Genomic DNA, 16,855 nt, shown 5'->3' on the forward strand with positions numbered 1-16,855 from the left:
ACCTTGTGTCTCCTGAACCGCGTCCGGCGGCCGGCGCGCTCGCTATCCTAGCCCTGCCATGCGCCGCTCCCCCACCCTGCCCACCCCGATCCCTCCCCACAACGTCGACGCCCGCGAGGCCTTCGACCGCGTTTCGCACCACCTGGTGCGCGAAGCCGACGTGTCGGCGGCCGCGTGTCTGGAGCGCCAGGGCGCGCAGTGGGCGCTGCTGGGCAGCGCCGGCCTCGACGAGGGCCAGGCCGAGGTGGTGGTGCAGCTCTGCGCCGACCTCGGGGCTGGCGAGGAATGGATCGGCGATGCCGGGCGCGAGGCGCGCTGGTCGGCGCTGGACCTGGGCCGTGGGCGGCGCGGCCTGCGCCACCTGCACTGGCTGCCCATGAGCCGCGCGCCGGGCGCGGCCATCCTGCTGATCGACGCCCAGCCGCGCGAGGAACGGCGCGAGCTGCCGGCGCTGGCCCTGATCGCCGAGCAGGCCTGCGACCTGCTGCTGGCGCTGCGCGAGGCGCGCGCGCTGCGGGCCCAGCAGCAGGTGCAGCAACGCAACCACCAGAGCCAGATCGCGCTGATCGAGCGCACCGCCTCGCTGGGCAGCTGGTCGATCGAAACCGAAGGCCAGCACCTCGAATGCTCGCCGGGCCTGCTCGCGCTCTTCGACCTTCCGCCCGATGCGCACCCGCGCACGCTCGAAGAAATGCTCGAACGCCACGCGCCCGAGTGGCGCAACGGGCTCAAGCAGCGCATCGAGCGCTGCGCGCTGCGCGGCGAACCCTTCGACGAAGAGGTGCAGATCCTGCTCGAGGGCGTGGGCCCGAAATGGGTGCGCACCGTGGGCGACGCAGTGGAGGACCTGCACGGCAACGTGGTGCGCGTGCAGATCGCGGTGCACGACATCTCGGCCACCAAGCAGGCGCAGCAGGAGACCCTGCGCCTGGCGATGCGCCTGACCACCACGCTGGCTTCGATCACAGAGGCCTTCGTCACGCTGGACCGCCAGTGCTGCTTCACCTACCTCAACCAGGAAAGCGAGCGGCTGCTGCAGAAGACCACGGCCGACCTGCTGGGCCTGGAGCTCTGGCACGACTTCGCCCCCGCCGTGGCGCAGCGCCTGAAGGAGCAGCTCTACCGCTCGCTGCAGACCAACCGGCGCGTCGAGATCGAAGACTGGTTTCCCTCGCTGGGCAAGTGGCTCGAGGTGCGCGCCTACCCCTTCGCCGAAGGCCTGGCCGTGTACTTCCGCGACGTCACCGAGCGCCGCCGCTCGCAGGAGCAGCTCATGCTGCTCGAGACCAGCGTGGCGCGGCTCAACGACATCGTGCTGATCGCCGAGACCGCCAGCGGCAGCGACGAGCCGCGCATCGTGTTCGTCAACGACGCCTTCGAGCTGCACACGGGCTACGCGCGCGCCGACGTGCTCGAACAATCGCCGCGCATGCTGTTCGACCTCGAGGCCGTGGGCGCGCGGCTGCACGAGCTCGCGCGCGGCCTGCGCGACACGCGCAAGGCCCGCACCGAGCTGCTGGTGCGGCGCAAGAGCGGCACGCAGTTCTGGGTCGAGCTCGAGGTGGTGTCCGTGCAGGCGGCGGCCGACGAGGTCTCGCACTGGGTGGCCGTGGGCCGCGACATCACGCAGCGCAAGACCGCCGAGGACATGATCCGGCACCTGGCCTTCTACGACCCGCTGACCGACCTGCCCAACCGCCAGTTGCTGCTCGACCGGCTGCAGAAGGCCACGGCCAGCAGCGCGCGCAGCGGCCAGCACGGCGCGCTGCTGTTCATCGACCTGGACAACTTCAAGATCCTCAACGACACGCTGGGCCACCACATGGGCGACCAGCTGCTCAAGAAGGTGGCGCAGCGCCTGAGCGCGAGCGTGCGCAAGACCGACCTGGTGGCGCGCCTGGGCGGCGACGAGTTCGTGGTGATGGCCGACGACCTCAGCAACGACCCGGCCGCGGCCGCGCACAAGGCGCGCGTGCTCGGCGAGAAGGTGCTCAACACGCTGCGCGAGCCTTTCGGCCTCAACGGCCACCAGCATTTCGCCACGCCCAGCATCGGCGTGGCCATCTTCAGCGGCGCGCAGGCCGACGTGGGCGAGCTGCTCAAGCAGGCCGACCTCGCCATGTACCAGGCCAAGTCGATGGGCCGCAACACGCTGTGTTTCTTCGACCCGGCGATGCAATCGGCCATGACGGCCAACGCCCGCACCGGCTCCGACCTGCGCAGCGGCCTGCGCCGCGGCGAATTCCTGCTGTACTACCAGCCGCAGGTGGACCGCGCGGGTGTGATCACCGGCGTGGAGGCGCTGTTGCGCTGGAACCACCCCGAGCGCGGCCTGATCCCGCCCTCGGAATTCATTCCGGTGGCCGAAGACACCGGCCTGATCCTGCCGCTGGGGCAGTGGGCGCTGGAGACCGCGTGCGCGCAGCTCGCCGCCTGGGCGCGCCGCCCCGAGACCGCGAACCTGAGCATCGCGGTGAACGTGAGCGTGCGCCAGTTCCGCCACCCCGATTTCGTCGACCTCGTGATGGCCTGCATCCGCAACAGCGGCATCCGGCCGCAGCGGCTCAAGCTCGAACTCACCGAAAGCCTGCTGGCCGACCGCATGGAGATCACCATCCAGAAGATGGGCATGCTCAAGGCCCTGGGCGTGACGCTCTCGCTCGACGACTTCGGTGTCGGGTACTCGTCGCTGTCGGTGCTCAAGCGGCTGCCGCTGGACCAGCTCAAGATCGACAAGGCCTTCGTGGCCGACGTGCTGACCGACCCCAACGACGCGGCGATCTCGCGCGCCATCATCGCGCTCGCGCAGTCGCTGAGCCTGCAGGTGGTGGCCGAGGGCGTGGAAACCGTGGAGCAGCGCGACTTCCTCACCTACCAGGGCTGCGACCAGTTCCAGGGCTACCTGTTCTCCAAACCGCTGCCCATCGAACAGCTCGACGCCCTGCTCGCCAACCCCATGGCGGGCATGGTCGTGATGTGAACGCTCAGACGTTGAGCAGCAGGAAGCGCCGCTCCCAGGGGCTCACCACGTCGAAGTACTCGCGGTACTCGGTGTCCTTGATGGCGCCGTAGGCCTGGATGAAGTGCTCGCCGAACAGCTCCACGAGCGGCGCGCACTGCATGAGCTTTTCCACCGCGTCGTCGAGGTGGCGCGGCAGCTGGTGCGGCTGCTCGTAGGCGCTGCCGGTGAGCGGCTCGCTGGGCTTGAGGCCCTGCTTCATGCCCAGGTAGCCGCAGGCCAGGCTGGCGGCCAGCGCCAGGTACGGGTTCACATCGACCCCCGCGAGCCGGTTCTCCACGCGGCGCGCCTGCGGCCCCGAGTGCGGCACGCGCAGGCCGCAGGTGCGGTTGTCGTAGCCCCAGCTCAGGTTGATGGGTGCCGAGGTGTAGCGCGACAGGCGCCGGTACGAATTGACGTAGGGCGCGAAAAAGGCCGTGGCCGCGGGCAGGTAGGTCTGCAGGCCGCCGATGAAATGGAAGAAGCGGTCGGAGGCCTCGCCGTCGGGCCGGCTGAAGATGTTCTGGCCGTCGTGAAGGCCCACCACGCTCTGGTGGATGTGCATGGCGCTGCCGGGCTGGCCCTGCATGGGCTTGGCCATGAAGGTCGCGTACATCTGGTGGCGGATCGCCACCTCGCGGATGGTGCGCTTGAACAGGAAGACCTGGTCGGCCAGCGGCAGCGGGTCGCCGTGGTCGAGGTTGATCTCCATCTGCGCCGTGCCCATCTCGTGGATCAGTGTGTCGAGCTGGATGCCTTCTGCCTCGCACCAGTCGTACATGACGTCGAAGATGTCGTCGTACTCGTTGATGGCGTCCATCGAGAAGCTCTGCATGCCCGCCTCGCTGCGGCGCGTGCGGCCCACGGGCGCCTTGAGCGGGATGTCCTCGTCGGGCTCGACCTGCACCAGGTAGAACTCCATCTCGGGCGCCACGATGGGCTTCCAGCCCTCGTCTTCGTAGAGCTTGAGCACGCGGCGCAGCACGTTGCGCGGCGACAGGTCCACCGCCTGGCCGTCGAAGGCGAAGCAGTCGTGGATGATCTGCGCGGTGGGCTCCTTGGCCCAGGGCACGGGGCGCAGCGTGGCCGGGTCGGGGCGCAGCTGCATGTCGGGGTCGGCCACCGAGGTGTAGTCCTTCTCGGGGTAGTCGCCGGTCACGGTCATGGTGAGCACGGCCTCGGGCAGGCGCAGGCCCACGGCGGGGTCGTACTTGTGGCGCGGCACGATCTTGCCGCGCGCCTGGCCCGCCATGTCGGGAATCAGGCACTCGATTTCGGTGATGCGGTTGTCGTCCAGCCACTGCTGGATGCGCAAGGCGTCGGTCATGGTGTCGCGCAGGGCCGCCACGGGCCCTTTACCAGTTGGTGATGCGGGGGTTGTCGAACCGGTACTCGTTGGGCACGGCCAGGTTCGAATACGAGAAGGACAGGCTGACGTCGAGCGAGCTGACCTGGTGCCACCAGCCCAGCGGCAGGAACACGGTTTCGCCGGGTTCCACCACCACGTCGAGCACCGTGGCCTGCGCGAACAGCGGGTAGCGCGCGAGGTCGGGGCGGTCGATGTCGACCGGACTGTACACCTCGAAGTGGTTGTAGAGCAGCGGCGTCTGCAGCGGCGAGATGAAGCGCCAGCGCTTGCGGCCCACGACCTGCGTGTGGCAGAGCATGAGCGTGTCGTGGTGCAGCGGCGTGACCGTGCCCGCGGGCCCGAACCAGAACGAGGCGCGCCGCGCGAGCTGCGAGCGGTCGCAGAACGCGGGCAGCGTGCCGATGTCGTCGAGCAGCGGCGCGAAGCCCGGGCGGCCCAGCATCTCGTTGTTGGCCGTCAGGTAGTAGTCGTTGGTGGCGCCACCGGCCAGCACGCGGTCGACGAAATCGGCCAGGCGCGTCTTGCGCTGGTGCTCGAGCTTGTTCACCTCGTAGAGCGGGTCGGCGCTGCGCTCGGCCTGCACCTCGACCTCGAGGTGGCCGAAGCGCTCGCGCAGGTCCTGCGGCGACCAGCGCCGCATCGCAGGCCAGTCGCGGGCCACGTCGGTCAGCACCACGGGCCGGCTGCCGATCACATACTTGTCCATGAACTCGGCCGGCGACACGCGGCTGCGCTTTTCGACGTGGCCATACAAAGGGTCGAGCTCGCGCAGGCGCTGCTGGTTGGCCATGACCGAGGCCAGCTTGGCATTGAGCTGCTGGAACTTGCGCGCCGCGAGGAAGGCCGGGTCTTCTTCCATCGCGCGGATGGCGCGCTCGCACTCGGCCGGGTCGAGCCCGGCCTGTGCCATGGTGGCCAGCATGGATTCGGCCGTGCAATGCCGCAGCCGGTTCTCGGCGATCCACTGCCGCCAGCCGGCGTCGAGCGCGCGAAACCCCTCGCCGCCCGGTCGGGGCGCTGGCGGGATGGCGGGGTCGTGGCTCATGCGGGCGCAGTATCGCACCGCCATCGTCCGCGCCAGGGCCGCTTGGGCGCGGCCGCGCAGCACCACACGCCAGGCTCAGGCCGCCGCCGGGTCCTTGAGCGGCCGGTGCCCGAAGACCGCGCGCCCCACGCGCACCAGGGTGGCGCCGGCGGCCACGGCCGCCTCGAGGTCGTCGCTCATGCCCATGGACAGGGTGTCGAGCGCGTGACCCCGGGCCCGCAGGTCCTCGTAGGCCTCGCGCACGCGCAGGAACACGGCGCGCTGGGCGTCGAAGCCGGCCACGGGCTCGGGAATGCTCATGAGGCCGCGCAGCCGCAAGCCGGGCAAGGCGGCCACCGCGTCGGCCAGCGCCGGCAGCTCGGCCAGCGTCACGCCCGACTTGTTGGCGCCGCCATCCACGTTGAGCTGCAGGCACACGTTGAGCGGCGCCAGGCCGGCCGGGCGCTGCTCGCTCAGGCGCTGCGCGATCTTGAGCCGGTCAACCGATTGCACCCAATCGAATTGCGCAGCAACCACCCGCGTCTTGTTGCTTTGCAGCGGGCCGATGCAGTGCCATTCGAGCGCGGCACGCGGCACGCTTTCGGCCACCAGCGCGATCTTCTCGATGCCTTCCTGCACATAGTTTTCGCCGAAAGCCGTCTGGCCGGCGGCATGGGCCTGACGGACGGCATCGGCTCCGAAGGTCTTTGAAACCGCGAGCAAAGTAACCTCTGAACTCCGCCGCGAAGCCGCTTCGCAGGCCGCTCGCAGCCGCTCCCGCACCTGCTGGAGATTGGCAGCGATGCTCGTCATAATCGTTTGCACATTCCTACTCGAACACGGAAAACCCGGGATGGACATCACCCAATTGCTGGCGTTCAGCGTCAAGAACAAGGCCTCCGACCTGCACCTGTCCGCCGGGCTGCCGCCCATGATACGGGTGCATGGCGACGTGCGGCGCATCAACGTGGAGCCGCTGGACCACAAGGCCGTTCATGCCATGGTCTACGACATCATGAACGACAGCCAGCGCAAGCAGTACGAGGAGTTCATGGAATGCGACTTCTCGTTCGAGATCGAAGGCCTGGCGCGTTTCCGCGTCAACGCGTTCAACCAGAACCGCGGCGCGGGCGCCGTGTTCCGGACCATTCCGAGCAAGATCCTCACGCTCGAACAGCTCAACGCCCCCAAGATCTTCGCCGACCTGGCGCTGCGCCCGCGCGGCCTGGTGCTGGTCACCGGCCCCACGGGTTCGGGCAAGTCGACCACGTTGGCCGGCATGATCAACCACCTCAATGAAACCGAGTACGGCCACATCCTCACGGTCGAAGACCCGGTGGAATTCGTGCACGACTCCAAGAAGTGCCTGGTGAACCAGCGCGAGGTGGGTCCGCACACGCTGAGCTTCTCGAACGCGCTGCGCTCGGCGCTGCGCGAAGACCCCGACGCCATCCTGGTGGGCGAGATGCGCGACCTCGAAACCATCCGCCTGGCCATGACGGCCGCCGAAACCGGCCACCTGGTGTTCGGCACGCTGCACACCTCGAGCGCGGCCAAGACCATCGACCGCATCATCGACGTCTTCCCCGCCGAAGAAAAAGACATGGTGCGCGCGATGCTGTCGGAATCGCTGGTGGCCGTGATCTCGCAGACGCTGTGCAAGCTCAAGGACGGCAGCGGCCGCGTGGCCGCGCACGAAATCATGCTGGGCACCAGCGCCATCCGCAACCTGATCCGCGAGGCCAAGGTGGCGCAGATGTACTCGGCCATCCAGACCGGCAACAGCGTGGGCATGCAGACGCTCGACCAGAACCTGGCCGACCTCGTGCGGCGCAACGTGATCAGCGCGGCCGAGGCGCGCAGCAAGGCCAAGATCCCCGAGAACTTCCCCGGCTGACACCCGACGCGACCGAGGCAGCACCACCATGGAACGCGACCAGGCATCCAAGTTCATCAACGACCTGCTCAAGCTGATGCTGAGCCGGGGCGGCAGCGACCTGTTCATCACGGCCGACTTCCCGCCCGCCATCAAGGTCGACGGAGCGATCACCAAGGTCTCGCCGCAGCCGCTCACCGCGGGCCACACGCTCGCGCTGGCGCGTTCGATCATGAACGACAAGCAGGCCGCCGAATTCGAGCGCACCAAGGAGTGCAACTTCGCGATCTCGCCGCCCGCCATCGGCCGCTTCCGCTGCAACGCCTTCATCCAGCAGGGCAAGGTGGGCCTGGTGCTGCGCACGATTCCCGCCACGCTGCCCACCATCGACAAGCTCGGCCTGCCGCAGGTGCTCAAGGACGTGGTGATGTCCAAGCGCGGCCTGTGCATCCTGGTGGGCGCCACGGGCTCGGGCAAGTCCACCTCGCTCGCGGCCATGGTCGACTGGCGCAACGAGAAATCGCACGGCCACATCGTCACGGTCGAAGACCCGATCGAGTTCGTGCACCCGCACAAGAATTGCGTGGTCACGCAGCGCGAGGTGGGCCTGGACACCGACAGCTGGGAGGCCGCGCTCAAGAACACGTTGCGCCAGGCGCCCGACGTGATCCTGATGGGCGAGATCCGCGACCGCGAAACCATGGAGCACGCGATCCAGTTCGCCGAAACCGGCCACCTGTGCCTGGCCACGCTGCACGCCAACAGCGCCAACCAGGCGCTCGACCGCATCATCAACTTCTTCCCCGAAGAGCGCCGGCCCCAGCTGCTCATGGACCTCTCGCTCAACCTGCGCGCGCTCATCTCGCAGCGCCTGGTGCCGCGGCAGGACAACAAGGGCCGCTACGCCGCGGTCGAGATCCTGCTGAACTCGCCGCTCATCTCCGACCTGATCTTCAAGGGCGAGGTCGCCGAGATCAAGGAGGTGATGAAGAAGAGCACCAACATCGGCATGCAGACCTTCGACCAGTCGCTGTTCGACGCCTTCGAAGCCAACCTCATCACCTACGAAGACGCACTGCGCAACGCCGACTCGCTCAACGATCTGCGGCTGCACATCAAGCTGCACAGCCAGCGCGCGAAGACCCTCGATCTCGCTGCCGGCACGGAGCACCTGACGATCGTCTGAGCCAGGCTGGGTACCATCTCCGGGTTGCCAACAACACAACCCAGGAGATGACACCTTGAACGCCAAGACCTACGAACCCACGCCTGCCCGCCGCGTTGCCTTCCTGGGGCTGGGCGTCATGGGCGGGCCGATGGCCGCCCACCTCGCCAAGGCCGGCCACCAGGTCACGGTCTACAACCGCACCGCTGCCAAGGCCGAGGCCTGGGCCAAGCAGCACGGCGGCGCCTTCAAGGCCACGCCGCGCGAGGCCGCCGCGGGCGCCGAGATCGTGTTCGCCTGCGTGGGCAACGACGACGACCTGCGCTCGATCACGCTCGGCGCCGACGGCGCCTTCGCGGGCATGCAGCCCGGCGCCATCTTCGTCGACCACACCACCGCCTCGGCCGACGTCGCGCGCGAGCTCTACGCCGCGGCCAAGGCCCTGGGCATCGCCTTCGTCGACGCGCCCGTCTCGGGCGGCCAGGCGGGCGCCGAGAACGGCCTGCTCACCGTCATGTGCGGCGGCGACGCACCCGCGTTCGACACCGTCAAGCCCGTGGCCATGGCCTTCTCGCGCGCGTTCACGCTCATGGGGGCGAGCGGCGCCGGCCAACTCACCAAGATGGTCAACCAGATTTGCATCGCGGGCCTGGTGCAGGGCCTGTCCGAGGCCATCGCCTTCGGTCAGAAGGCGGGGCTCGACATGAACCTCGTGCTCGACGTGATCGGCAAGGGCGCGGCCCAGAGCTGGCAGATGGACAACCGCGGCAAGACCATGGTGGCCGACCAGTTCAACTTCGGCTTCGCGGTCGACTGGATGCGCAAGGACCTGGGCCTGGTGCTCGACGAGGCCAAGCGCAACGGCGCCCGCCTGCCTGTGACGGCGCTGGTGGACCAGTTCTACGCCGACGTGCAGGCCATGGGCGGCGCGCGCTACGACACCTCGAGCCTGATCAAGCGGCTGCGCTGAGCCGCGGCGCGCTCACTGGCGCGGCGCTTCGGTGCCGCTGCCAGTGCCGCCGCCCGTGCCGCTGGTGCCGGGCTGCGCGGCCGGTGCGGGCGCCAGGCGCTGCAGCTCTTCTTCGCTGAGCACCTCGAAGATGCGCACCACGCGCTGCACGCCGTCGGTGTTGCGCGCCACCTCGGTCGCGCGGTCGGCCTCTTTCTGCGTCACGCGGCCCATGAGGTAGACCACGCCGTTGGCCGTGGTGACCTTGATGTTGGTCACGGGCAGGTCGCGCGCGTCCACAAAGCCCGCCTTCACGCGGCCGGTGATGAGCGAGTCGCTGGTGCGCTGCGACAGGCCGGGCGAGTTCATCACCTTGAGCTCGTTGACGATGCTGCGCACGTTGTCCACGCCGGCCACGATCTTCTCGGCCTCGGCGCGCGTGGCCTCGCTGTTGACCTCGCCGGTGAGCAGCACCTGGCGGTTGTAGCTGTTCACGGACACGTTGGCGCGGCCGCCCAGGGTGTCGCGCAGGCGGTTGGCCGCGCGCAATTCGATCGCCTGGTCGTCGACCTGCGCGCCCGAGCTGCGCCGGTCCACGGCCATGAGCGTGCCCACGGCGGCGCCGCCGATCACCAGCGGTGCGCAGGCGGACATCAGGGTGGACAGCGCCACCGTGGCGAGCAGGGTGGTGCCGATGCGGGGCAGGCGTTTCAGGTTCATGCGGGGTTCTCCGTGTCGGTCGAAAGGGCGTCGGGCAGGCCGAGCAACTGGGCGTCGAGCCCGTCGGCCAGGCAATGCAGCACCAGCAGCTGCAGTTCGAGCACGCGCGCTGCCTGCTCGTGCGGCACGCACAGGTGCACGTCGGTGTCGCGCATCAGCGGCGCGATGCGACCGCCGCGCGCGCCGGTGACGGCGATGACGGTCATCTCGCGCTCGTGTGCGGCCTCAACGGCGGCCACCAGGTTGCCGGCCTGGCCGTCGGGGCTGATCACCAGCAGCACGTCGCCGGCCTGGCCGAGCGCGTGCACCTGGCGCGCGAACACCTGGCGGCCATCGAAATCGGCCGCAATGCCGGTGATCACGGGGGCGTTGGACGCGAGCGCGAAGGCCGCCAGACCGGGCCGGTCGCGCTCGTGGCGGCCGACGATCTGGGCCGCGAACAGCTGCGCGAGCGCCGCGCCCGCGCCGTTGCCGCAACTGAGCAGCCGGCCGCCCCCCGTGAGGCCCGCGAGCAGGGCGGCCACGGCCGCCTCGATCAGGGGCGCGAGCGTGGGCGCGCTCTGGTACTTCAGGTCGGCGCTGTCGATGAACTGCTGCTGGATGCGCTGCAAGAGCATGGGGCGATGATAGCGGCGGGGTTCGTATCAAAAAGCGTCACCAGCATCGAAAGCGGCGCGCAACCATTGCGGCGCTTCATCGCCTTCGAACAGCACGGCGTCGAAGCGGCACCTGGGCGTGGACCGCATGCGCGCCAGAAAGTGCCGCGCCGCGAACACGATGCGCCGCCGCTTCACCGAACCGATGCTCGCGGCCGCGCCGCCGTGGTCGCCCGCGCGGCGCTGGCGCACCTCCACGAAGACCAGCGTGCCATCGGGCTCCCGCATAATCAGGTCGACCTCGCCGCCCCCGCGCCCGGGGGTGCGGAAGTTGCGCATCACCAACTGCAGGCCGGCCCGGCTCAGCAGCGCCAGCGCCAGGTCTTCGGCCTGCCGCCCCAGGGCGGTCGGCGACGCCGGCGACGGCTTTTCATTGCCCCTCACGTGTCACTCCCTTCGATCGATCTGCTCACCGCCGCGCGCCTGGCCGCGGGAGCCCAGCATTTTCCGAACGGGACGCTGTACCTGCTGGCCACCCCGATCGGAAATCGCGCAGACATCACATTTCGCGCGCTGCACCTGCTCGACCTGGCCGACGCCGTGGCCTGCGAGGACACGCGCCACACCGCCGCGCTGTTGCAGGCCTACGGCCTGCACAAGCCCCTGATCGCGGCGCACGAGCACAACGAGCGCGAGGCCGCGCAGGCCGTGATCGAGCGTTTGCGCCAGGGCCAGCGCGTGGCCTACGTGAGCGACGCCGGCACGCCCGGCCTGAGCGACCCGGGTGCGCGCCTGGTGGCCGAAGCCCGCGCCGCGGGCTTTCGCTGCGTGCCGCTGCCGGGCGCGAGCGCGCTGACCGCACTGCTCAGCGTGGCGGGCGAGGTGGCGGGCGAGGGCCGCTTTCGCTTCGCGGGCTTTCTGCCGCCCAAGGGTGCGGAGCGCGAGCGCGCGCTGCAGGCCATCGCGGCCAGCCCCGAGGCCTGCGCCCTGCTAGAGGCGCCGCACCGCATCGAGGCGCTCGCGGTCTCATTGGCCGCGCACCTGGGCCCGCGCGCGGTGACCGTCGGGCGCGAGCTCACCAAGCAGTTCGAAGAGGTGGACACCGTGGCCGCGGCCGCGCTGCCCGGCTGGCTCGCTGCCCACCCGCAGCGCACGCGCGGTGAATTCGCGCTGCTGGTGCACGCGCTCGCGCCCGGGCCCGCGTCCGAAGGCGAGGTGGATGCCGAGGCCCTGCGCGTGCTCGACACGCTGCTCGAGGAGTTGCCGCTGAAGTCGGCGGTGAAACTGGCCGCCCGCCTCACGGGCCGGCCGCGCAACGCGCTCTACGAGGCCGCGCTGGCGCGCAAACCCCAGGCCTGAGTCAGGGCTGGCGCGAGGGCCCGCGCGCGTCGGGAATCTCGCGCGCTTCCACGTCGACGACCTCGCCACGCGGCGCTGCGGCCGGCTGGCCCCAGCCGCCCTGGGCGAAGCGCTGCGAACGCTCGCGCATGCGCGCGAACAGCACCACGGGCGCCGGCTTGCGGCCCGTGAGCAGCGAAAACAGCGAGAGCCCGAGCACCGCCAGCAGCGAGGCGAGCAACAGGCTCAGCAGGAAGACCGCGGCGGCCAGGCCCAGCGCCAGGCGCAGCACGGTGCGGCCCAGGCGGCCCAGCAGATCGGCAACAGCGTTCATGGGTGACAGAGCGGTGTCAGGCACAGGAGTTCCGGCGATGAAAAACACAGCACCCAGCTGCGGCCGGGCACTCGGCTTGCAAGCGCCGCCCGTCGGCGCCGCCGCGGCGCCATCGCCGGCTGCTATTCTCCCCCGCGTCCCGACCCCACACCATGAAGTCCCGACTGACCCAAATCTTCCTGCGCGGCCTGCTGGCCTTCCTGCCAGTGGCGCTCACGCTCTATGTGCTCTACCTGTTCGTGGCCTGGACCGAGCGGCTCGCCATGGGCCTGATCCGGCCCTTCATCGGCGACTTCTACCTGCCCGGCCTGGGCATCGTGATCGCGGGCTCGCTGATCTTCGGTCTGGGCATGCTGGTGTCGCACCCGGGCTTTTCGCGCGTGCTGGCCTGGGCCGAGCTGCCCTTCACCAACCTGCCGGTGGTCAAGAGCATCTACTCGTCGCTCAAGAACTTCGCCGAGTACTTCGCGCCCCACGGCAAAGACCAGCCGCAGCAGCAGGTGGTGCTGCTGCGCGCACCCGGCCAGGACATGTCCATCGTGGGCCTGGTGACGCGGCAGAACTTCAGCGGCCTGCCGGGCGCGCTCGGCGCGCTCGACCAGGTCGCCGTGTACCTGCCCATGGGCTACATGATCGGCGGCTACACCGTGTTCGTGCCGCGCGACTGGATCACGCCCATCGACATGTCGGTCGAGGAGGCGATGCGCTCCTCGCTGATCGCCTGGATGTCATCCAACCGGGACCCGGGCTGACGCCGCCATGGACTCGCTGACGCAGGTGGCACTGGGCGCGGCGGTGACGGTGGCCGTCATGGGACGGCGCACGGCCGTGTGGAAATCGGCGCTCTGGGGCGCCGTGGCCGGCACCCTGCCCGACCTCGACGCCCTCATCGACCACGGCGATGCCGTGCTCAACATGGTGCTGCACCGGGGCGAATCGCACGCGCTGTTCTACCTGACGCTGTTCGCGCCCCTGATGGCCTGGCTCGTGGCGCGCCTGCACGGCGAGGGCGCGCTGTGGCGGCGCTGGTGGCTGGCCCTGTGGCTCGCGCTGGTCACGCACCCGCTGCTCGACACCATGACGGTGTACGGCACGCAGCTGCTGCTGCCCTTCACCAACCACCCCTACGGCGTGGGCAGCGTGTTCATCATCGACCCGCTCTACACCGTGCCGCTGCTGATTGGCCTGGTGCTGGCGCTGCGCACGCCCCTGGCCGTGGGCCTGAAGGCCAACGCCGCGGGGCTGCTGCTGAGCAGCGCCTACCTGGTGTGGAGCGTGCTCGTGCAGCAGCACGTGGAGCTGGTGGCGCGCGACTCGCTGCAACGCCAGGGCATCGCCGCCGACGCGGTGCTGGTCACGCCCGCGCCGTTCAACACCGTGCTCTGGCGCGTGGTGGCCATGACCGACACCGAGTACGTCGAGGGCTACCACTCGCTGCTCGACAACCCGCCGGTGATCGAATGGCACCGCTTCGACCGCGGCGCCGAACTCGCGGCCGCGCACGGCGACGTGGAGGGCCTGCGCCGCCTGGCCGCGTTCACCCATGGCTTCTACAGCGTGCACGAACACGACGGCCGCCTCTTCGTGACCGACCTGCGCATGGGCCAGGAGCCGAGCTACATCTTCCGCTTCGACCTCGGCACCATGACCGAGCGCGCGCACGGCCCGGTGGCCGCGCAACTCAGCGGCGAGCGCATGGACATGCGCGCCGGCCTGCAGTGGCTGTGGCCGCGCCTGCTGGGCCAGCCGCTGCCGCCGCCGGGCCTGAACCTGCCCTGAGCGGGCTCAGCCGAGCAGCAGCGTCACCACCACGATCGCCAGGCCGATCAGCAGGTTCACGAACACCCAGGTGCGGACCTTGGCCTGCGCCGCGGCGCCTGCGGCCCAGTCACCGGCCGCCACGGCGCGCGACAGACGCTTGTACAGCGCAAAACGGATGTGGCCGAAGATGGCCATCATCACCAGGCCCAGCGTGGCCATGACGGTCCAGTGCAGCGGCATGTGAAAGGGCACGCCGGCCTGCACCGAGGCCTTGGCCACGCGGCCGATCATCCACAGCCCCGTGACCAGCACCAGCGGCGCGGCCACCAGCACCGCCTGGAAGAAGCGGCCCAGCACGGCGTGCACGAGGCGCAGCCGCTGCTCGGGGCCGGGCAGCACACCCAGCGAGGGGCGCAGGCAGAAGTGGGCGAAGAGCATGCCGCCGACCCAAAGCACCACCGCGAGCACGTGAACGAGTTTGAGGAGTGAATCGATCATGGGGCGGATCTTCACACATCCGCCGTCACGCCCGCCTGCCGTTTCTGCAGGCGGTACGGCGGCAGGCCTTTGAGCATGCGCCGGCCGTACGACTGGCGCAGCAGCCGCGCGTCGTAGCAGACCACGGTGGCTTCGTCGGTCTCGGTGCGCAGCGCGCGGCCGGTCCATTGCAGCAGCCGCGCACCGGTGGCGGGCACCACGAGCTCGCTGAACGGGTCGCGGCCCTGGGCCTTGAGCCAATCGGCGCGCGCCTGGCCCACCGGGTCGCTCGGTGAGGCGAAGGGCAGCTTGGTGATGAACACCCACTCGCAGAGCTCGCCCGGCAGGTCCAGGCCTTCGCCGAACGATTGCAGGCCGAACAGGATCGAGGGCTCGCCGTCGGCCACGCGCTGCGCGTGGCGCTTGAGCAGCGCGGTGCGCGAGGCCTCGCCCTGCACCAGCACGCGCGCGCGCAGGTCGGCGTTCGCGCCGCGTTCGAGCAGGCCGGTGGCGCTGCGCATCTGCGCGCGCGAGGTGAACAGCACCAGCGCACCGCGACGCACCTCGCGCAGATCGGCCATGAGCAGCTCGAGCATCTCGCGCGTGTAGCCGTCCACGTCCTTGGGGTCGGCCTCGGTGTGCACCACCACGAGCCGGCCCTGCCTGGCGTGGTCGAAGGGGCTTTGCACCATGCGCGTGACCGTGGCCGCGTCCCAGGCCAGGCCGGCCTCGTGCAGGAAGTGCTCGAAGCCGCCGCAGGTGACCAGCGAGGCCGAGGTGACCACCGCGCCGCGCACGTGCTTCCACAAGTGGTGGTGCAGCAGGCTGCCCGGCTGCAGCGGGCAGGCGTGCGCGCTGAGCGTGACCATGCCGTGCTGCACGCCGGCCTGCAGCCACTTGGCCAGCGGCGGCCCGCCGGCCTCGCCGCCCTGCAGCCACAGGCCTGCGGTCTCGTGCAGGCTTTGCAGGCGCGGCGCGAAGCGGCCGATGCGCGCGTAGTGCTCGGCGCTGCGCGTGGCCTCGCCGGGGTTCTCGCGCGCGTTGGCGCGCAGTTGCACCGCGAGCGCCTCGGCGAGCTTGAGCAGCACGCCCGCGTGGGCCTGCAGCGTGGCCAGCGGTTCGGTCCATTCGCCGGGCAGCAGGCCGTTGTCGAAGCGGTGCGCCAGCGGCGGCGCCTCGGACGCGAGATCGCGCACCGCGGGGCCCACGGCCGCCATGCCCAGTCGCGCGAGCTCGGCCAGCGCGGCCTTGGCGCCGCGCGCGTGCTCGTTCAGGTCCACGCCGTGCGGGTGCGCAATGGCCTTGGCCACCTCGTCGAAGGCCTTGGGCAGGCGGTCGAGCCAGGTGCCGTGCATCAGGTCCATGTGCGCGGTGAACTGGCCCTGGGCCACGTCGGGCAGGTGGTGCGCCTCGTCGAGCACCAGGTAGCAGTCCTGCGGCTTGGGCAGGGCGTGAAGGCCCAGCGTGGACAGCAGCAGGTCGTGGTTGACCACGATCACCTGCGCGTGCGCGAGCCGGTTGCGCGCCTGGTAGTAGCTGCAGCCGTTGTAGGCCGGGCAGTGGCGCGCGGTGCAGGTGTGGCGCTCGGCCGCCACCGGCGCCCAGAGCGCGCCCTCGGGCGGCTCGGCGAGGCGGTCGCGGTCGCCGTCCCAGTCGCCCTGGTCGAGCGCGATGGCCCAGCGGGCGTAGGTCTGGGTGCGTTCGGCCAGGTCGCCCGCGGGCCGGGTGCCGGGCTCGCCCTCGAAGAGGTCGGCGCTGCCGTCGTCGCCCGCGGCCAGGGTGTCGAGCTTGAGCCGGCACACGTAGCGCCCGCGCCCCTTGGCGAGTGCATAGGCAAAGGGCTGCGGCATGAGCGCTGCGAGCGCGGGCAGGTCCTTGGCGATCAGCTGTTCCTGCAGCGCCACCGTGGCGGTGCTGATGATCACGCGGCGCTCCTGCGCGAGCGCGAGCGGGATCACCGTGGCCGCGTAGGCCGCCGACTTGCCCACGCCGGTGCCCGCCTGCACCACCGCGATGCCGCGCTCGGGCCGGCCCGCCTCGCCCGACACGCTGTCGTCGCCGAGCTTCACGCCCGCGAGCGTCTCGGCAATGAAGGCGGCCATTTCGCGCTGGCCTGCGCGGGCGCGAAAGCCCGGGGCGCGCGCCACCACGTGGTCGAAGGCGGCCAGCGCGAGGGCTTCGCGCGCCAGGTCGCCCTGCGGCGCGGCGGATGGGGGGGAGGCGGGGGACGGATCGCTCATGCAGCCCG

The 16,855-nt window shown here is 70.3% G+C and carries 16 protein-coding genes; 7 read left to right on the forward strand and 9 right to left on the reverse strand.

The genetic code is table 11. From position 1 onward, the window contains the following. Window positions 1–58: 58 nt before the first annotated feature. Window positions 59–2,980 carry a sensor domain-containing protein gene (locus tag G9Q37_RS14800; protein WP_166228295.1) on the forward strand — a complete coding sequence of 974 codons (2,922 nt, stop codon included), beginning with the start codon at window positions 59–61 and terminating at the stop codon, window positions 2,978–2,980. Window positions 2,981–2,984: 4 nt separating this feature from the next. Here G9Q37_RS14800 and G9Q37_RS14805 read toward each other — a convergent pair whose 3' ends face one another. From G9Q37_RS14805 to G9Q37_RS14815, 3 genes are all read right to left on the reverse strand, one after another. Beyond that, on the reverse strand, window positions 2,985–4,325 hold the full coding sequence (locus G9Q37_RS14805) for a glutamine synthetase family protein (RefSeq protein ID WP_166231344.1): 1,341 nt from the start codon (window positions 4,323–4,325) through the stop codon (window positions 2,985–2,987). A 28-nt stretch (window positions 4,326–4,353) separates the two neighbouring features. Beyond that, window positions 4,354–5,412: a cupin-like domain-containing protein gene (locus G9Q37_RS14810; RefSeq protein ID WP_166228297.1), complete on the reverse strand. Its 1,059-nt coding sequence runs from the start codon at window positions 5,410–5,412 to the stop codon at window positions 4,354–4,356. A gap of 75 nt (window positions 5,413–5,487) precedes the next feature. After that, complete coding sequence (locus G9Q37_RS14815; RefSeq protein WP_166228299.1) at window positions 5,488–6,204, reverse strand: YggS family pyridoxal phosphate-dependent enzyme; 717 nt, start codon at window positions 6,202–6,204, stop codon at window positions 5,488–5,490. 40 nt (window positions 6,205–6,244) lie between these two features. On the opposite strand from G9Q37_RS14815, the gene G9Q37_RS14820 reads away from it, so the two are divergent. From G9Q37_RS14820 to G9Q37_RS14830, 3 genes are read left to right on the forward strand one after another with little or no spacing between them, the layout of a single operon-like run. Next, window positions 6,245–7,288: a type IV pilus twitching motility protein PilT gene (locus G9Q37_RS14820; RefSeq protein WP_166228301.1), complete on the forward strand. Its 1,044-nt coding sequence runs from the start codon at window positions 6,245–6,247 to the stop codon at window positions 7,286–7,288. A 28-nt stretch (window positions 7,289–7,316) separates the two neighbouring features. Continuing rightward, complete coding sequence (locus G9Q37_RS14825) at window positions 7,317–8,453, forward strand: PilT/PilU family type 4a pilus ATPase (protein ID WP_166228303.1); 1,137 nt, start codon at window positions 7,317–7,319, stop codon at window positions 8,451–8,453. Between the two features lie 55 nt (window positions 8,454–8,508). Beyond that, entirely contained in the window at window positions 8,509–9,402 is an 894-nt protein-coding gene (locus tag G9Q37_RS14830; protein ID WP_166228305.1) for an NAD(P)-dependent oxidoreductase, read from the forward strand. A 12-nt stretch (window positions 9,403–9,414) separates the two neighbouring features. Here the strand turns inward: G9Q37_RS14830 and G9Q37_RS14835 are convergent, their stop codons facing one another. The 3 genes from G9Q37_RS14835 to G9Q37_RS14845 are packed head-to-tail and all read right to left on the reverse strand — an operon-like array spanning window position 9,415 to window position 11,141. After that, window positions 9,415–10,101 (reverse strand): BON domain-containing protein, encoded by a 687-nt coding sequence (locus G9Q37_RS14835; protein WP_166228307.1) that lies wholly within the window; start codon window positions 10,099–10,101, stop codon window positions 9,415–9,417. Then, a complete protein-coding gene (locus tag G9Q37_RS14840) occupies window positions 10,098–10,718 on the reverse strand; it encodes an SIS domain-containing protein (RefSeq protein WP_166228309.1) in 621 nt (206 codons plus the stop codon). Before G9Q37_RS14840 ends, G9Q37_RS14835 begins: the two co-directional genes overlap by 4 nt. Before the next feature lie 27 nt (window positions 10,719–10,745). Further along, a complete protein-coding gene (locus G9Q37_RS14845) occupies window positions 10,746–11,141 on the reverse strand; it encodes a YraN family protein (RefSeq protein WP_166228311.1) in 396 nt (131 codons plus the stop codon). On the opposite strand from G9Q37_RS14845, the gene rsmI reads away from it, so the two are divergent. Further along, the gene (gene rsmI / locus G9Q37_RS14850) at window positions 11,142–12,056 is read left to right on the forward strand and encodes a 16S rRNA (cytidine(1402)-2'-O)-methyltransferase (protein WP_240936402.1); all 915 of its coding nucleotides are present in this window, start codon (window positions 11,142–11,144) and stop codon (window positions 12,054–12,056) included. A 1-nt stretch (window position 12,057) separates the two neighbouring features. Here rsmI and G9Q37_RS14855 read toward each other — a convergent pair whose 3' ends face one another. Next, on the reverse strand, window positions 12,058–12,369 hold the full coding sequence (locus G9Q37_RS14855) for a hypothetical protein (RefSeq protein ID WP_166228313.1): 312 nt from the start codon (window positions 12,367–12,369) through the stop codon (window positions 12,058–12,060). Between the two features lie 152 nt (window positions 12,370–12,521). Between G9Q37_RS14855 and G9Q37_RS14860 the strand changes: the two genes are divergently transcribed. Together G9Q37_RS14860 and G9Q37_RS14865 are read left to right on the forward strand one after the other, a co-directional pair. Beyond that, window positions 12,522–13,121 (forward strand): DUF502 domain-containing protein, encoded by a 600-nt coding sequence (locus tag G9Q37_RS14860; protein WP_166228315.1) that lies wholly within the window; start codon window positions 12,522–12,524, stop codon window positions 13,119–13,121. A 7-nt stretch (window positions 13,122–13,128) separates the two neighbouring features. Beyond that, window positions 13,129–14,148, forward strand: coding sequence for a metal-dependent hydrolase (locus G9Q37_RS14865; protein WP_166228317.1), 1,020 nt, complete (start codon window positions 13,129–13,131; stop codon window positions 14,146–14,148). A 6-nt stretch (window positions 14,149–14,154) separates the two neighbouring features. On the opposite strand, the gene G9Q37_RS14870 is transcribed toward G9Q37_RS14865, so the two are convergent. Beyond that, window positions 14,155–14,628, reverse strand: a complete 474-nt coding sequence (locus tag G9Q37_RS14870; RefSeq protein WP_166228319.1) for a CopD family protein — start codon at window positions 14,626–14,628, stop codon at window positions 14,155–14,157. An 11-nt stretch (window positions 14,629–14,639) separates the two neighbouring features. Next, complete coding sequence (gene dinG, locus G9Q37_RS14875) at window positions 14,640–16,847, reverse strand: ATP-dependent DNA helicase DinG (protein WP_166228321.1); 2,208 nt, start codon at window positions 16,845–16,847, stop codon at window positions 14,640–14,642. Between the last annotated feature and the right edge of the window lie 8 nt (window positions 16,848–16,855).

Source organism: Hydrogenophaga crocea, assembly GCF_011388215.1.
GTDB lineage: Bacteria > Pseudomonadota > Gammaproteobacteria > Burkholderiales > Burkholderiaceae_C > Hydrogenophaga > Hydrogenophaga crocea.

Excerpts from the sequence above, each read along its gene's own strand:
- G9Q37_RS14800 (WP_166228295.1), top strand. The coding sequence starts at position 59 with ATGCGCCGCTCCCCCACCCTGCCCACCCCGATCCCTCCCCACAACGTC.
- G9Q37_RS14805 (WP_166231344.1), bottom strand. The coding sequence starts at position 4,325 with ATGACCGACGCCTTGCGCATCCAGCAGTGGCTGGACGACAACCGCATC.
- G9Q37_RS14810 (WP_166228297.1), bottom strand. The coding sequence starts at position 5,412 with ATGAGCCACGACCCCGCCATCCCGCCAGCGCCCCGACCGGGCGGCGAG.
- G9Q37_RS14815 (WP_166228299.1), bottom strand. The coding sequence starts at position 6,204 with ATGACGAGCATCGCTGCCAATCTCCAGCAGGTGCGGGAGCGGCTGCGA.
- G9Q37_RS14820 (WP_166228301.1), top strand. The coding sequence starts at position 6,245 with ATGGACATCACCCAATTGCTGGCGTTCAGCGTCAAGAACAAGGCCTCC.
- G9Q37_RS14825 (WP_166228303.1), top strand. The coding sequence starts at position 7,317 with ATGGAACGCGACCAGGCATCCAAGTTCATCAACGACCTGCTCAAGCTG.
- G9Q37_RS14835 (WP_166228307.1), bottom strand. The coding sequence starts at position 10,101 with ATGAACCTGAAACGCCTGCCCCGCATCGGCACCACCCTGCTCGCCACG.
- G9Q37_RS14840 (WP_166228309.1), bottom strand. The coding sequence starts at position 10,718 with ATGCTCTTGCAGCGCATCCAGCAGCAGTTCATCGACAGCGCCGACCTG.
- G9Q37_RS14855 (WP_166228313.1), bottom strand. The coding sequence starts at position 12,369 with ATGAACGCTGTTGCCGATCTGCTGGGCCGCCTGGGCCGCACCGTGCTG.
- G9Q37_RS14860 (WP_166228315.1), top strand. The coding sequence starts at position 12,522 with ATGAAGTCCCGACTGACCCAAATCTTCCTGCGCGGCCTGCTGGCCTTC.
- G9Q37_RS14865 (WP_166228317.1), top strand. The coding sequence starts at position 13,129 with ATGGACTCGCTGACGCAGGTGGCACTGGGCGCGGCGGTGACGGTGGCC.
- G9Q37_RS14870 (WP_166228319.1), bottom strand. The coding sequence starts at position 14,628 with ATGATCGATTCACTCCTCAAACTCGTTCACGTGCTCGCGGTGGTGCTT.
- dinG (WP_166228321.1), bottom strand. The coding sequence starts at position 16,847 with ATGAGCGATCCGTCCCCCGCCTCCCCCCCATCCGCCGCGCCGCAGGGC.